This window comes from Gluconobacter sp. P5B12, from assembly GCF_018812035.1.
GTDB lineage: Bacteria > Pseudomonadota > Alphaproteobacteria > Acetobacterales > Acetobacteraceae > Gluconobacter.
This window is the reverse complement of sequence record NZ_JACRVV010000002.1, coordinates 74,493-89,798: the sequence shown is the minus strand read 5'-3', so window position 1 is coordinate 89,798 and position 15,306 is coordinate 74,493. Positions and strand designations below refer to the sequence as shown.

The 15,306-nt window shown below is 55.9% G+C and carries 16 protein-coding genes, 1 tRNA gene and 1 pseudogene; 8 read left to right on the top strand and 10 right to left on the bottom strand.

The window, feature by feature from the left end; all coding sequences use genetic code 11:
* Position 1: 1 nt before the first annotated feature.
* Positions 2 to 925 carry a slipin family protein gene (locus KP702_RS04460; RefSeq protein ID WP_064275205.1) on the bottom strand — a complete coding sequence of 308 codons (924 nt, stop codon included), beginning with the start codon at positions 923 to 925 and terminating at the stop codon, positions 2 to 4.
* A gap of 2 nt (positions 926 to 927) precedes the next feature.
* Complete coding sequence (locus KP702_RS04455; RefSeq protein ID WP_215768574.1) at positions 928 to 1,368, bottom strand: GntR family transcriptional regulator; 441 nt, start codon at positions 1,366 to 1,368, stop codon at positions 928 to 930.
* Between the two features lie 118 nt (positions 1,369 to 1,486).
* On the opposite strand from KP702_RS04455, the gene hisG reads away from it, so the two are divergent.
* From hisG to KP702_RS04420, 7 genes are all read left to right on the top strand, one after another.
* Complete coding sequence (gene hisG / locus KP702_RS04450; RefSeq protein WP_233126082.1) at positions 1,487 to 2,191, top strand: ATP phosphoribosyltransferase; 705 nt, start codon at positions 1,487 to 1,489, stop codon at positions 2,189 to 2,191.
* Positions 2,188 to 3,486, top strand: a complete 1,299-nt coding sequence (hisD, locus tag KP702_RS04445) for a histidinol dehydrogenase (RefSeq protein WP_215768573.1) — start codon at positions 2,188 to 2,190, stop codon at positions 3,484 to 3,486. The genes hisG and hisD overlap by 4 nt, the downstream gene beginning before the upstream one ends.
* A 373-nt stretch (positions 3,487 to 3,859) precedes the next feature.
* Complete coding sequence (gene infA, locus KP702_RS04440; protein ID WP_007282896.1) at positions 3,860 to 4,078, top strand: translation initiation factor IF-1; 219 nt, start codon at positions 3,860 to 3,862, stop codon at positions 4,076 to 4,078.
* 13 nt (positions 4,079 to 4,091) lie between these two features.
* The gene (locus tag KP702_RS04435) at positions 4,092 to 4,739 is read left to right on the top strand and encodes a nucleoside triphosphate pyrophosphatase (protein ID WP_215768572.1); all 648 of its coding nucleotides are present in this window, start codon (positions 4,092 to 4,094) and stop codon (positions 4,737 to 4,739) included.
* Positions 4,736 to 5,779: a ribonuclease E/G gene (locus KP702_RS04430; RefSeq protein WP_215768571.1), complete on the top strand. Its 1,044-nt coding sequence runs from the start codon at positions 4,736 to 4,738 to the stop codon at positions 5,777 to 5,779. The genes KP702_RS04435 and KP702_RS04430 overlap by 4 nt, the downstream gene beginning before the upstream one ends.
* Entirely contained in the window at positions 5,776 to 5,952 is a 177-nt protein-coding gene (locus KP702_RS04425; protein WP_202206901.1) for a DNA gyrase inhibitor YacG, read from the top strand. Before KP702_RS04430 ends, KP702_RS04425 begins: the two co-directional genes overlap by 4 nt.
* Before the next feature lie 61 nt (positions 5,953 to 6,013).
* A tRNA-Phe gene (locus KP702_RS04420) sits at positions 6,014 to 6,089 on the top strand.
* A 139-nt stretch (positions 6,090 to 6,228) separates the two neighbouring features.
* Here the strand turns inward: KP702_RS04420 and KP702_RS16515 are convergent.
* From KP702_RS16515 to KP702_RS04385, 7 genes and pseudogenes are all read right to left on the bottom strand, one after another.
* Positions 6,229 to 6,768: pseudogene (locus KP702_RS16515) on the bottom strand (tyrosine-type recombinase/integrase); the annotation flags it as partial.
* 449 nt (positions 6,769 to 7,217) lie between these two features.
* Complete coding sequence (locus KP702_RS04410; protein WP_146911312.1) at positions 7,218 to 7,487, bottom strand: AlpA family transcriptional regulator; 270 nt, start codon at positions 7,485 to 7,487, stop codon at positions 7,218 to 7,220.
* Entirely contained in the window at positions 7,484 to 8,812 is a 1,329-nt protein-coding gene (locus tag KP702_RS04405; RefSeq protein ID WP_215768570.1) for a phage portal protein, read from the bottom strand. The genes KP702_RS04410 and KP702_RS04405 overlap by 4 nt, the downstream gene beginning before the upstream one ends.
* A complete protein-coding gene (locus tag KP702_RS04400; protein WP_215768569.1) occupies positions 8,812 to 9,354 on the bottom strand; it encodes an HK97 family phage prohead protease in 543 nt (180 codons plus the stop codon). The genes KP702_RS04405 and KP702_RS04400 overlap by 1 nt, the downstream gene beginning before the upstream one ends.
* Before the next feature lie 3 nt (positions 9,355 to 9,357).
* Complete coding sequence (locus tag KP702_RS04395) at positions 9,358 to 10,602, bottom strand: phage major capsid protein (RefSeq protein WP_215768568.1); 1,245 nt, start codon at positions 10,600 to 10,602, stop codon at positions 9,358 to 9,360.
* Positions 10,599 to 11,141 (bottom strand): hypothetical protein, encoded by a 543-nt coding sequence (locus tag KP702_RS04390; RefSeq protein WP_215768567.1) that lies wholly within the window; start codon positions 11,139 to 11,141, stop codon positions 10,599 to 10,601. The genes KP702_RS04395 and KP702_RS04390 overlap by 4 nt, the downstream gene beginning before the upstream one ends.
* A 94-nt stretch (positions 11,142 to 11,235) precedes the next feature.
* A complete protein-coding gene (locus KP702_RS04385) occupies positions 11,236 to 11,673 on the bottom strand; it encodes a hypothetical protein (RefSeq protein ID WP_215768566.1) in 438 nt (145 codons plus the stop codon).
* A 257-nt stretch (positions 11,674 to 11,930) separates the two neighbouring features.
* On the opposite strand from KP702_RS04385, the gene KP702_RS04380 reads away from it, so the two are divergent.
* A complete protein-coding gene (locus KP702_RS04380) occupies positions 11,931 to 12,542 on the top strand; it encodes a hypothetical protein (RefSeq protein WP_215768565.1) in 612 nt (203 codons plus the stop codon).
* A 428-nt stretch (positions 12,543 to 12,970) separates the two neighbouring features.
* On the opposite strand, the gene KP702_RS04375 is transcribed toward KP702_RS04380, so the two are convergent.
* A complete protein-coding gene (locus KP702_RS04375; RefSeq protein ID WP_252348553.1) occupies positions 12,971 to 15,130 on the bottom strand; it encodes a phage/plasmid primase, P4 family in 2,160 nt (719 codons plus the stop codon).
* Between the last annotated feature and the right edge of the window lie 176 nt (positions 15,131 to 15,306).

Below are 15,306 nucleotides of genomic sequence, written 5' to 3'. Positions count from 1 at the left end.
TTCAGGCTGATGGTGCTTCAGAATCCGTTTGCGTTGCAGCCTGCACGGCCGCGGCAAAGGCGGTCGCACTGCCCATCGCGTCGGCCATGGTGGTCGGCATCAGGATGGTCGTTCCACGGTTTTTGTTCATCTCAAAAACGCGGTTGATCTGAAGAATCTGCAGGGCAATCGGGGAAGCTTCATATGTTTTGGCTGCAGCCGCCAGTTCCACAGCAACAGCACGTTCGGCACTGGCGAGCGTAACACGCGCTGCACGTTCACGCTCTGCCTGCGCCTGACGGCTCATCGCATCCTGCAAATTATCTGGCAGCTGAACATCACGGATCTCAACGGCCTGCACCGTGACTCCCCATTCGCGCGTCTTGACCTCAATCAGGTCCCGAAGCTGGTCATCAATTCTGCGACGATCCTCCAGTAACACGGCAAGATCAGAGCTGCTGACCACCTCACGCAGGGTCGTCAGTGCCACCATGGACACGGACCCCTCGTAGTCATCCAGCTCCGTGATGGCGCGGAGTGGATCATGAACCATCCAGAAAACAACAGCATCCACATCCACCGGCGTCGTATCACGCGTCAGGGTTTGCCGCGTATGCACCGGAACCGTCCTGATCCGCTGATCAACCACTTCGGTGACCTGATCTACAAAAGGGATGATGAGAAACAGCCCAGGTCCCCGCAAACCCTGAATTTTACCAGCGCGCAAGACCAGAGCACGCTGCCAGGAATTACACATCTTCAGAGACAGAAGGACGAGAACGCCCAGCACCACGCCGATGATCGAGAAGGCGAGGTTAAAGGTCAGAGCCTGTAAGCCCCCGCCGGCCAGAATACACCCGAGAGCCAGTGCAATAGACACCGAATTGACAGGAAGGCCATTGCTGCGCCGCGACATGGACGATGGAAGTGTTGGATACGAAATCATGACTATGCCTTTCCGGCGCTGGTATCTGGCGCGATTGTGGGCGAAGACGCTTCAAGAAGGTGCTGCATGACCCGGAGGAGCGCGTCTGGATCGAGCCCCAAGGCATGGCTCCGGGCGATTGTTGCCGCAGCGAGATCCATGAGCTCTCCCTTCTTTCGATCAATATCGGCCGATGGAGGATGCTGGCTCACAAAGCTGCCTCGCGCCCGATACGTCTCGATGGCACCCTGCCGTTCCAGTTCCGCGTAAGCACGCTGCACAGTGTTGAGATCAACCCGAAGATGAACTGACAACGCCCGCATCGTGGGAAGCTGGTCTCCCGGAGAGAGCAGACCAGACCCTATCGCTGTCAGGATACGCTCCCGCATCTGTGCGCGCAGGGGCAGGCCACTCGCAGCAGAAAGAGGGGTTGGAAACAGCAATGTCTCTATGTTTGCAGACATGCATACAAGATGCATCGATGTGCACCCTCCCTGTCAAGAAATTTTGGAAGACCGCCGCTTCGTGATATGCGCTGCTGTTCTCTTTTCATTGGCTGCGGACAGCAAGGACAGACGCCCCATGACAGCGCCTCAGACCGGAACGGACACTTCTGACCGAAGCGGTTCTCCGCTGATCCTTGCCCTTCCAAAAGGGCGGATTCTCAAGGCGTTAGCCCCCGTTCTGACACGAACAGGCATCGAACCCGATGCGGACTGCCTTCAGGAAAGCAGCCGTCGGCTGCGATTTGGCACCTCCTATCCAAATCTGGATGTTGTGCGCGTCCGTTCTTTCGACGTCGCAACTTTCGTAGCGTATGGTGGAGCGCATATCGGTGTCTGTGGCGCAGATGTCCTGATGGAATTCGACTATCCGGACATTTACGCACCGCTTGATCTCGGGATTGGTGGCTGCCGAATTTCCGTAGCACGCCCCAAATCCGTCACTGAAGATCCGGCAGCCTCTCAGTCACGCCTGCGTGTCGCCACGAAGTATCCGACCATTGCACGCCGTCACTTTGCGTCCCGCGCCGTGAATGCAGAAATAGTACACCTGAATGGTGCCATGGAGCTTGCGCCTACGCTTGATTTGGCGAGTGTGATTGTAGATTTGGTTGATACGGGCTCCACTCTCCGCGCCAACGGCCTCATGGAAACCGAAACCATTGCGCACGTCACAAGCCGCCTGATCGTCAATCGCGTTGCGCTCAAGACGCGCCCTGAAGAGATTGGCGCATTGATCGAGCGATTCCGGGCAGCCCTCAACACTGAGGGAGCGTCAAAATGAAACGTCTCGACACCCTGAGCGCCAGTTTTGAACAGGATCTTGCGAGCCTTCTGGCAGATCGCAGCAGCGACGAGCGCAGCGTTGCGGAGCCGGTCCGAGCCATCTTAGCTGACGTTCGTCAGCGCGGAGACGAGGCGCTCTGTGACTATACGGCCCGCTTTGACCGCCTGACTCTGCCTGCTGAAAAACTACGCATCAGCGCGGAAGAAATTGCCACGCAGGCAGATCTTGTCCCTTCAGACCTGATGGATGCTCTCAAAACCGCTGCCCGGCGCATTGAAGCGTTCCATGCTGCACAGATGCCGAAGGATCTGGATTTCACGGACGACGAAGGAATCCGCCTTGGCATGCGCTGGACGGCTCTGGATGCCGTGGGTCTTTATGTGCCCGGCGGAAAAGCCGCTTATCCTTCCTCGGTGCTGATGAATGCCCTTCCCGCGCGCGTCGCTGGGGTGCAACGCGTGGCCATGTGTGTTCCGTCTCCTGATGGTGTGCTGAACCCACTTGTTCTGGCCGCGGCCCGCCTTTGTGGCGTGGAAGAAATTTATCGGATCGGCGGTGCACAGGCTGTGGGCGCCATGGCGTACGGAACAGAACTGATTGCTCCGGTGGACCGGATCGTCGGTCCAGGCAATGCGTTCGTGGCGGAGGCCAAGCGACAGGTCTTTGGCCATGTTGGCATCGACAGCATCGCCGGGCCTTCGGAAGTTGTCGTTGTGGCAGATGGGAATAATGATCCCCGTCTGGCAGCAGTCGATCTTCTGGCGCAGGCTGAACATGATGAACAGGCACAGGCCATTCTCATCACCACGGATGCCGCGTTTGCAGACGCCGTAACGGTGGCTGTCCAGACAGAACTGGAAACCCTTCCCCGTACCGCTATCGCGGCCAAAAGCTGGGAAGACCATGGTGCAGTCATTATCGTTCGGGATCTGGATGAAGCCGCCCGGATTGTGAACCAGCTTGCTCCTGAACATCTTGAAGTACTGCTCGACGAACCGCGTGCTTTCAGTGCAAAAATCCGCCATGCAGGGGCCATTTTCATGGGCCGCTACTGCCCGGAAGCCGTAGGCGATTACGTTGGTGGCCCCAACCACGTTCTGCCCACAAGCCGCACGGCCCGTTTCGCATCAGGGCTTTCTGTGTTCGACTTCATCAAACGCACAACGACCATTGAGGCGGATGAAGCCGGACTTGAAAAGATCGGGCCCGCTGGTGTTGCTCTCGCACAGGCGGAAGGGCTGGATGCTCACGCTCTGAGTCTTTCCCTTCGTCTGGGCCAGCTCAAACACTAAGTCTTTGCCCACCTCTCATTGAGGTGGGCAAATGTTCCTCTTCGCAAATAGCTCTCTATACCCTTGAAAAGAGAAAACCTCTGTAGCTGAAGCTACGATATCTCTCCCTTGCGACGAAGATGGTCATGAACCGGCTCACATGATCCACCTTCCAAGGTGCCGTCCCTCCACTGTCTTTTTCATACCGGGTGCATGGACAATCCGCATGTCTTGTGGGAAGCCCACGATCATTTCAGCCAAAAACATCAGAAAAACTGCGTTAAGCTTGACCTTTTGCCGGACAGTCCGCACATAGCGGAACTGGATTTTCAGGCTCCGATCGGGGCCACTGCCATCCGCAGACCTTTACCCTGTCCCTGAAGCAAGGATTCCCATGTCCAAAGAAGACCTTATCGAGTTCACCGGCACCGTCATGGAACTGCTGCCCAACGCCATGTTCCGTGTCACGCTCGACAACGAGCACACCATTCTCGCCCACACGAGCGGCAAGATGCGCAAGAACCGTATCCGCGTTCTCGCTGGTGACCGCGTGAACGTTGAAATGACCCCATACGACCTGTCCAAGGGCCGGATCACGTTCCGCTTCAAGTAAGAGACTGCGGCGTATGCCCTTTTCCCAGTCTCCTGTGCCTGAAAACGGCATGACAGATCGCCCGGCGCTTGTTCTGGCGTCTGCCTCTCCCCGACGTCTGGCTCTTCTGAAGCAGATTGGAATCGTGCCTGATGACGTCATCGGCACAGATGTGGATGAGGAACCGCGCCCCGGTGAACTTCCCCGCGCGCTGGTCCAGCGTCTTGCCCGAGCGAAAGCTGACCATGCAGCAGCACAGCGTCAGGATGCAGCTCTGGTGATCGGTGCGGATACTGTCGTTGCGGTTGGACGACGCATTCTCCCCAAGGCGGAGGATGAACAGACTGCACGCGCGTGTCTGCGGCTGCTTTCAGGCCGAAACCACAAAGTGCTGACCGCAGTGGCTCTGCGTCCCACCTCTGCTTGGCCAGACGGTGTGGCTAATGAGCGCCTTGTGGAAACGGCCGTGACGTTCCACCGACTGACTGACAGCCAGATCGACGCACTGATCGCCAACGGAGACTGGCAGGGCAAGGCTGGCGGCTACGCCATCCAAGGAGCTGCCGCAGCTCATATCCGACAGATTGGCGGCAGCTACTCTGCTGTCGTAGGTCTTCCGTTGTTCGAAACTGCACAGCTTCTGCGCGGGCAGCCCCGTCGTCAGGGTGGGTGGATCGCGTGATCGAGATCCGCGCCGCCTGCTCTCCGGGCGATGTGCGGATTGCGGTTACGGACCATGAGACTCTTCTGGATGCTGCCATTTGGCGTCCCGGCCTTCCGGATGGGTTTGATGACTGGCATATTGCGCGCATCCGAACGGTAGCTCCTGCACTGGGTGGGGCCTTTGTCACACTCCACAACGGAGATAATGGCTTTCTGTCCTGCCGGGATGCGCTGGTTCAAGGAGAACTGATCTCCGTCCGCGTCAGCCGCTCCGCACAGAATGGAAAGGGCCTGCGCCTGCGTAAGGCAGAGCCTGTGCCGGATATGCCTGTTGCCCCGACGCTTCTGGCATGCGGTCCTTCACCACTGGAAGAGCTGGCAGACCGCTATCCTGACGCCCCTCTGTACGTTGATGCGCCAGGTATTGCCGCCCGCCTTCCGGCCCGACTGCGCCCCCGGTTTCAGCGATGCCGGCAGGCTTTTGACGACACGCTGGAAAGCGACTTTGACGAACTTGGCTCCGAATTTGCAGATCTTGGCCAACTGACGGCCAGTATCTTTCCCACCCCAGCCCTGGTCGCCATAGACCTGGACAGCGCCAGCGCTCCTGACTTCAAGGGAAACGTTGCAAGCTTTCCAGCCCTGGCGCGACAGATCCGCCTCCGCAATCTGTCAGGCACTCTACTGGTTGATCCCGCAGGCGTTAAAACCCGCAAGAGACCTGCCCTCGTCAGCTTCCTGCGCAATGCCCTGTTGGATGATCCTTTGAAGTCGCAAGTGCTCGGAGCCACGCCTTCCGGCCTTCTGGAAATCACTCGCCCGCGGCGCAGACCTCCCTTGCATGAGCTTTTGTCCTCCCCACATGGGAGGGCGCTGTCAGTGCTCCGCACCATTTTGCGAGAAGACCGCAAGGGTCGCACTCTGACAGCATCCATTTCTCTCGTCAGGGCTCTGGAGAACGATCCGGAAGCCATGAGCGACTTCATTTCCCGCCGGGCCGCTCCCTTGGAGCTGGTCATGGATCCAAACGCATCCCCTGCAAGCTGGAGCCTGTCATGAGTGCCACCTGCCCTATCTGCAATCGTCCAACGGAACCGGCTTTTCGGCCCTTCTGCTCACAGCACTGTGCAAACATTGATCTGGGGCGCTGGTTCAACGGTAACTACCGCGTTCCGTCCTTCAGGCAGGATAATGAAGAAGACTCTGAAGAATATCCTCATACTGAGGGTTGATCCCGAGCGAATCATCAGCTAAACCCCGTTTCCGCAGCGGGTGTCTCACCTTAAGCCCGGTGCCCAAGTAGCTCAGTTGGTAGAGCATGCGACTGAAAATCGCAGTGTCACTGGTTCGATCCCGGTCTTGGGCACCACTTCATAACTTCCCCCTTCAAAATCAATAGCTTGTCGGTCTTTTCCGTCCCACCTGCGATTTTCGTGCTGTGAGTGGGACTTTTCGTTACTGACCAGACGTTCGAAAGCACGCTTTGCAAGCCGCTTTTGGTCTGCTGCATTTGTGTATCTCTGAACTTCTTTGAGAGAGCGGTGACCTGTGACCGCTGCAATTTCGTGAGCCGAGCATCCAAGCTCTGCCAGCCGCGCAGCCGCAGCCTTTCGCAAGCCATGTGACGAGCATTGAGGCAGCCCCGCAGCATTGCACCAATCCCGAAATCGGTTGCCAAAGCTTTCCGGCGTGTAAGGACGCCCATTCATTCCTTGAATGAACGTTTCGCCTTCTAATGCTCCAGGCGTGGCCTCAATGATGCGCCATAAATCCGGCACGACTGGTAAAGTCAGGGTAACCGGCTTCCGCTTTCCGTTTTTCACTTGTGTAAAAGTGAGAGAACCATCCCGAATATCTTTGATACCGAGTCGGACTGCATCGCTCCTACGCTGCCCTGTGTAAAGCAAGACTGCGAACGCCAGGCGAGCTGGTGATCCTATCGGATAGAAAGCCTCGAACGTCTCAATCTCGGCAGGCGTCCAGCTATGAAACCCGCTGCCACTGGCAGGGATATATCCCACCTCTTTCGCGGGGTTTTTCTCGATCATCCCAACCTGAACGCCAAAAGCGAGCAGCGCACGCAATGCCTTCAAGATGCCGTTTCCAGCTTCCGGCTTACCTGCCTTCGAATCCCGTAAAGCCATTACATGCTTCGGCAGTAAGGTGCTGACAGGATTGGAACCGCATTTCTCACACAGATTGTCCAAGACACCCCGCCGCACATATCGTGTGCGACTATCGAGACGACCGAAAACAGCCGATCGATAATACGTCACGCAGAGATCCCGAAAGCTGCCCGGTATCAAAACCTCACTCTTTGACTGAGCAGGCGCAATTTCTCCAGCCAATGCACGGCGATATTCATCGTCGAATTCTGGCGTTCCAGGCGCTTCTCTGAGACGGATTTTTCTATGTCCAGGACGACGCAGATAGACACGGGTTTTCCCGTGCCTGTCAGTGTCCTCCACCACATATTTGTAGTGCTTACGGACCACAATCATTTCAATACCGAATCCCACTCATTAGCTCTTTCCAATCCTGAAAAAAGCGCTGTTTCATCCGGTTTAGCCCCGCTCATCCGAGCCGCAGCCGACACCAACGAAGGTCGATGCCAGAGAACGATTTTCCCGAAACGGATCGGGCGTGGCGCATGGCCTTCCTCGACCATCCGATCAAAGGTTGATTCACTCACGCCCCAGAACGCCGCCGCCGCGGATCGCCGAAGAAAGATAGGCACCAAACCGGGCGGGAGATGATCGTATTTCACGCGCTTGCCCCTTCATTTTGATGCGTGCCAGGAGCCGGAAAGCCGTCACCAGTATGACCGGGTTTCGGCGCAAGAGAAGGCATGCCAGGCGCATCCGCAGGCCAGCTCGGCGCGCTACCGTTTCGCAACGCATCGCCATCAGCATGCGAAGACAATCCAACCGCATTGCGCGCCTCGTTAGCTGTCATGATGCCGCTCTGCACCTGAGCGCAGTTAGCAGCAGCAACCGCGCTATAATTGCCCCGCAGTAAGCCGCCCATATCAATCAGAAGATGATACCCGGCAGGCAACACCGCCTGGTCAAACTCGGCTTCAATCGCAGACACAATCGGCGCCAAGGTGAGTTGAGCGAAAGCCGTCAGATACGGTGACAAATCAGCCGGCAGCCGGTCGCCTAATTGAATCAGCGGTTCAGGCACACGAAACAGACGACAGATTTCAGCAACACCGAATTGCCGACTTGCGAGAAACTCTGCATCTGCGCTGTTCAAGCTTGCTGGCTTGAAAGACCATCCACCTTCAAGGAGTGGAACTTTGCCTGCGTTCAGCGCCCCGGAGTAATCTTGGAGGGATGCCTTAGCCTGGGCGCGTTGCTCTTGGGTAAGATACGAAGGCGATGATAGGTAGCCAGAAGGCCGCATACCGTTTCGCCAGGTCTTTTCCGCCACCTTGGACATTTCGAGGCTTTCGCGAACGACGCCAGCCGCCCGCGCAAGCACGCTTCGACCGATCAGGCCATTATCTGATCGTGCCTTAATGTGAAGGACTTCGGTGTCTAGGAGACGCGGCGGCAAACCCAGAAGCTGAGTTTCAGGCGTTGAGGTCACAACGTCGAACACGAGCCGAGAGTGTGTGCCAACGCCAACAACTTGCGGACTAAGCCACGTCCAAGGAATAGGCGTGAGGCTGACCACAGCCCCGCGTGCATCTTTCTTGATCCACGAAACTGAATTGCCCTGCATCTGCAAATCAGCAACGACTTGCATGCAGAATGACGGCCAGCTTTGCCGCATGTTCGGGCGTGAGATCAGTTTGACGGCTGGCAAAGTGTCCTGGGCGGCCTGTCGCCCATCTTCAGCATCAGCGACGATAGAAGCCGGAAGGCTTGCAATAGAAGCAGTTGTAATTTCCAGGCAAGCTGTAACAGCGGACAGACTTTCGGCCAGCCATACAGGCACGGGCCCATGCGCCGTCTGCGTACCACCCAATCCGGAACCAACAGCCCCCCAGCCGTTAGAATATCGACTTGAAACCCGGCTTTCCATCGACAGGATAGGTTCTTTCCGCACACGACTGCGAGGCGTTGAATTCGTGAAAAAGCCCATTACAGCCTCAACATCGTCAGAACGCGGTCCCGGTATCGCTCTACCAGGTAAATCTCACCAAGCGGACGACTACGCGGTTCCACGAAAGTTTCGGCATAAGCAGGATGCGATGAAATGATCGAAATCTCATGCAGCCGCGCCCCATGAATGATGCGGGTTTCTCGCCCGTGCCATTCGTCAACAGCATCAGAAAAGCCAATACTTACGCCGCCAAGATCGCCACGTTTGGCCATGGCATACACATCCCGGCCACGTTCGGTATCTGGCAGATCAAGCGCAAAATGCAGCCCATCAGACCGGTCTTCGAGTTGCAAGGTGCCAGAGCGCGTGCGGCCTAGCAGTTTGGCAGCATCGTGATCCTGCAACGCCAGAATATCCTGACCATCGCAGGCCGACCGGAGCGCATGGGCTGTAAATCGTTCGGAGAAATTGCCGATCTGCGCGGGCTTCTCATAAGGCACCGCCAGACCCCGGAGAGTAAGGCCATTTCCGGCAGGCGTCACACCTGCCGAAAAGCGCATTTCCATTGTCCCGCGCATCATGGATCAGCCCCCGGTCGCAGCTTTAGGGGTAAGAACCGAGAATGCCTGCGGACGGCGAACCGCCACATCTGCGCTCTGGATCACTCGGATCTGCACGTTACCGCGCTGGAAGGCTTCAGACGCATATGGATTGACCAGGATTTCTACGACACCCCACATGCCGATCAGCAGGTTCGTCCAGTCACCCAGAACAAGAGAACCAGCCGGAACGTTGGTGCTCCATTGTGCGGGCAGGCCCGCCAGCGTTCCATCATCCATGATGAACCCGGCACCCACCGAGGCAGCCTTCGGAGTTGCCATTAGGGATGCGCGAACACCTGCACCAATCGCCCACCCATTCGGCACCGCATTGGCCGTTTCTAGATCCGTCAGGCGAGCAAGAATTTCCGGCCAGGACAAACTTCCTGCCGTGTAATCGGCAGTATGTGCAGCCTGCGGAATGACACCTTTAGGAGTGAAGTTGGTTTCATCACCAGCCAGAGCAGCAGCGTCCAGAGCCTGCGCCATGACTGCTAGAAGATCGGATTGTACCAATTCCTGAGCAGCAGGGCTGGAAAGCATCAGCGTATTTCGGCTGATTTCAGCGATTGATCCGCATGTCTTCGGGCTCATGACAATGCCGTCATAGGCCGGATTTCCCGCAGGAAGAGTCTGGTTTTCCCCAACCCATGCCGCCTGCGCCGCAGCCGTCTGGCGAGGAATACCGATATTACCGGAAAGGCCATCCAGCACGACCGCGCCAAGCTGTTGCGTAATCAGGCGCGCCCGCAGAAGGCTGACGAACTGATCCGGACGCTGTTGTGTCGGGATCAGGCTAGCAGCTTCACCAGCGGTCCCCTGAGCGCCAGTCGTCAGCGTTGCGCGGGTTTCCAGATTAGGCGTGAGGTCCACCAGAATGCCACCCGCCTGCGGTTTCTGGCCTGTACGACGCTCGATCTCGGCAGACATTTCACGCGCCCGCCCGGTCCGATCATCATCCGTGATCCCGCGCACCTGGGCACGAACTGCATCGACCAGGGTGAAACTGTTGCGTGCCCGCTGGTAATGAGCATCACCTGAAAGCGAAACGCCCGGAGCCGAACGCGCTAAATCGTCCAGGGCGCGTTGGCGGGTTTCACGAGCCTTGAGCGAATTGGCTTCCGTTTCCAGTTCAGACCAACGCTTGTCGACCTCCGGGCCGCCCTGCCCCTTGATCGCTTCCATATCCGCCAGAACGGCGGAAAGAGTACGGGTTGCAGAGCTATTCATGCCACACCGCCAACATCATGAGAATGAGGGCCAACATTGGCTTCCAGCGCCTCATCCATACGCTGCACAACGGCATTCACGTTGATGACATGGAAGGCGTTGAGAGCCGATACGCCTTGTTCACCGGCAGCGGCGGCTAATTCCAGGTCAGAGAGACCAGCCAGCACCGATGCTGTTTCAGCCCCCTCGAAATGGACCAGATACGTGCGACGACCGCCCTTAAGTAGTTCTCCGGGCACGAAGCCGGGAAGCGGACCGATTTCGGAGCGCCCGACATAGGCAAAGCCCGCAGCAACCTTTGCAGCGAGAGCCACCGGCAAGCCAAGACGCTGCCCTTCGGCCACAAGGCCCGTCTGGATAGCCTGACGCCGTGAGAAGATGATCGCGCCGCCACGGCCAGAAGTCTCCTTCTGGTCCAGATCAGCAAAGATGATGTTGTCTTCTCGCTTAATCCAACCGAGCAGAGTGCCGCGAGAAATCTTAGCGCCTGCGCACAGGTGAGGCAGGCGGTAGAGGTGTTCGTCATTATCGACAGACATTGGGCGTCCTTTCAGGAGAGGATTATTCATCAAATAACCTTTTCGGTTTATCGTGAACCCAAACCTAAAAACAAGAACTCTGGTGGGACTATCGTCAGACGGCCAGAAGATCGCGTAAAATCGAGTTATAGGCTCGCACGTTCCAGAACTCGTCGGGATCATCAGCAAGCCCTTCGCGTTCCCAGGACGCCATGGCTTTCGTCTTGGCACGCACACCGGCAATGCTCACGGCGGGCGTTTTGATGATCTGCTGGAACAACGTGTTTTCGCGCTTGTAGAGCGCCGTGAAGATCGGCTCTGCCCGCTGCTCTTCCTCGTACGTATCGACGGAAGCATGAGCAGCGTCGATCTTGTCTTGCACTTCAATGAACTGCTCGCACAGCGCAATCAGATGCGCGTCCGATTTGTGGCCTTCCGGCTTCGCGGGTGCGGCGGACAGACTTTCAGGCTTTGCGAGGGATGCGGTGGCGATGCCGCCAAGCAGGACGGTCCCGAGGGCCGGGAAAATGTCACGACGATTTACCGAGCGCATGATATGCAGCTCCTACAGCATTGATTGCCGGAAGCGCATACTGTTCAAGGCATACACTCCGGGGGTTGAACACCTGGCTGTAGTCAGGCCGAAAAGGCTTTAGAGGTTGCCCTCTTGGACATCCCTAATCGCCCCCGGAGCGAATTTCTATTAACGGATTCTGCTATCGAGCAGCGACCGCCACAGCCTAAAATGGAGTGTTCAAGCTCCGAGCGATATGGTGAGGTCATCAATCTTACTTGTCAAGGGTTTGCAAAATGCGCAAAATACAAATAGCCAGACATCAATTAGGAACATCTTTAGCACTTTTTATTGAAAATATGGACCCAATATCAGTACATTGCCTAGCTTGCTCTGCGGGAGAAGTAATAGAAAGCATATCAAACCATGAAAATATTGATGTTTTTACAAATAAACTTATAAGACAAAACCCAGGGTTAGACATAAAGGAATTTAGAAAAATTAGATCAAAGTATTGGAACGCATTTAAACATGCTACATCAAAAAACAAAAATCTATTGAGAAATGACGAGTCACTATTAAAAGGATTTTCTGACAAAATAAATGACTCTATACTACTATTAGCGTGGACTGATTATTCGTCATACACAAAGAAACTTCCGATTGAAGCTCAAGTGTTTCAAACATGGTTTTATGCGTTAAACGAAGAAAAATTAGACCCGAAAGTAGATAAAGCACCATATAGAAATATATTCCCGGAAATAAAAAACAAAACTCGGATAGAGCAAAAAATCATCCTAAAAAAAGCATGTATAGCCTTCAAAGATGCGGGGATTAATAAAGAAGATGAAGATGATATTGAAATAAAAACCGAGCCTGACCCTCTAATATATCCTTGCGATCTTTGATTTTTTTGATTGTTTTCAAACATCCGTAAAAAATCTGCGCGTGAGCCTGACGCGGTTCCGGTGCCCGCCCCTCGGCCATTGCTCACCCTCCCCCCGTTTTCAGTGCCCGGCCCGAGTTCTGCGCGCTAGGCGACGGACTGCATCCGCTTTCGCCAGGTGAAAGGCTTCCGGGTCTCGATGGTCAGGCAGAAGCCGACAAACGGCCTCTGCAATCGCGTCTAATTCATCGCCTTGTGTCACATGTGTCAGATGTGTCGGATTTTCCCTATAACCCTTATATGCGCGCACGCGTGTAGGGCGATAATAGGTTTTATCTGACACATCTGACACACGTGACACAGGAATAAGTGAAAAATGGCTGTTTTCTGCCGTTTTCCAATTTCGTTTTTGTGTCGCATCGACTTTCACAAGCACCCGCCGTGTCATGGTTATTGATCCGCCCATGACATCGGCTTGACTTCCAAACCACGGAAACCACGCTGCCCACGTGAACCTTTTGGATTGCGACAAAAAACGAAACCACGTTTCTGCAAGGCAGAACTGAACCGCTTTGCGGACCCGATCTCTTCCCCCGAACGCTTGGCAAATTCAGACCAGCTTGCAAACAGTGCTTGCGTCGTGTCCTCACGCTCTGGCGATACATTGCAGGCCGTATCGAGCCACTGACCGAGCACGTCCTGCTCTGAGAAATATTCTGCCGTAGCCTCCACGACAGCACGCGGACGGACCAGACCATTCATCTGCCAGTCATACGCGCCCTCAATCATCCAGCGCAGAATTGCAGGCCACTCATCGCGCAGCTTTGCTTCCAGGCGGGGATCAGGCGTGTCTGGCTTGCGTTCAAACCCGAGAATATTGAACCGCCGCCGCATGGCTTCATCGACCGTATGCAGGATCGGCTTATGATTCCCGACGATCATCAGCTTGAAGGTAGGCCGATACTGAAAGAAGTCCTGACGCATGAAGCGTGCCGTGATCGTATCGCCGCCCGTTAGTTGTTTGATCCGTGCTTCTGCCCATGGTCGCCCTTCTTCGGTTTCAGATGCCGTCACGAGACGCGCACCACGCAACATCGCCAGATCCGTAGGGTGACGATCCACGCCAGAAGCAACGAACGTCTCCATCGCAGCATTGCTCGCATAATCACCGAGGATGCCCGCAACGGTATTGATGAACACCGACTTGCCGTTTCCGCCCGGACCGTAAATAAACAACAATGCGTGTTCCCGAGTATCGCCCGTCAGGCAGTAACCGCACCAGGCACGCAGAAAGCGGATCATTTCATGATCGCCGCCTGTCGCATCAAACAGAAAGCGGTCCCAGATCGGGCAATTTGGCTGTTCTGCTGGTCGCACAGCAACATGCCGTGTGATATAATCTTCCTGACGTGCTGCTCTTGATTGTGTAGTGCGGAGGTCAACGGTTCCGTCAGGCGTGCCAAGCAAGAGCGGATCGGTGTCCCATATCGCGGAAGTAACCGCAAAGGCGCGTGCAGTCTGAGCAAAAGCCTCGACACCTCTTGCCGCACTTGCACGCGCCATGATCGCCGCAGTCTTCCCATCCGAATTTGACGACACCAGCTCACGGGCAATCGTTCGGCACCAGTGATAGGCCAGCCGGGTTTCTTCACGCTTCCAGTGAGAGCCAGCCCACTCAAACCATGCCCCGACATTGTGATCGTAGCGCAGTTGGTCCGCAAACCGGGCTTCGAAAGCCAATGCAATGCCGTCTTCTGTCGGTGGAAATGCTGAAATATCCACCTGATCAACAGGAGCCTTTTGCTCGACCTTATCCGCCAGTCTCTGCAATTCCTGAGCCGTGCCGCCTTTCCGCAGCCAGTCCACAACATCGCCTTTGCTCGGCAGGTCAGGCAGCGTGAGCATGCGCAGACGCCCAACCAGCCCTGACAGAGCCTTACAAACCTCTTCTGCATGCTTCCGGCCGGGATCATCATTATCCGGCATGACGACCACGTTCGCCCCCTTCAAGGCCATGCCGTAATCATCATTCCACTTTCCAGCGCCGCCAGGCGAACAGGTTGCCGTCAGGCCGATAGCTTCCAGAACATGCACGCTCTTTTCGCCTTCAACGATCCAGACAGTTTCTCCCGCTTCCATGGCCTGCAAGACACGCGGAAGACGATAGAGAACGCGCTTTGCACCCTTAGCGCCCCATTTCCAGCCGCCTCGACCGTCAGGGGTCTGCTGTCGGAAGTCCTTTGGCTCAAGCCGGACGACACGAAACAGGACTTCTCCATCCGCCGACAGATAGTCGTAATTTTCGACCACACGAGGCTTCGAGCAAGGCTGCTGGTCCCGTTCAGGCAAAAACCCACCGTCTCGCAGCCACTTTGCCGCTGCTGACTTGTCCAGGGACTTTTGCCGCATGACCAGTTCGATCATGCCGCCGCCGGTCCCGCTTTCATGATCCTGCCAGACGCCTTTTTCTACATCGACGGCAAGGCTACCACGGGAGCCGAAGCGCAGTTCATGCGGCTTCGACATTTTGCGGTTCGGGCCACCAAGGAGCGCCAAGGCAACCTCTTTGGCATTTTTCTGAAATGCCGCGATATTCGTGCCACTCATCATGCACACTCCCGGCTTTTGAGTGGGACATGAACCCAAATAAATCTAACAAAAGCATATCGGAATTTTTGACCCACGCCCTTGTAACTATTTGCTTGAACTGCCTTTCTCGACGCCGGTCTTGGGCACCATTTTTTCCAGAAAACAAAAAATATGTTTGTGCTAAGCCTTAAAGCCTA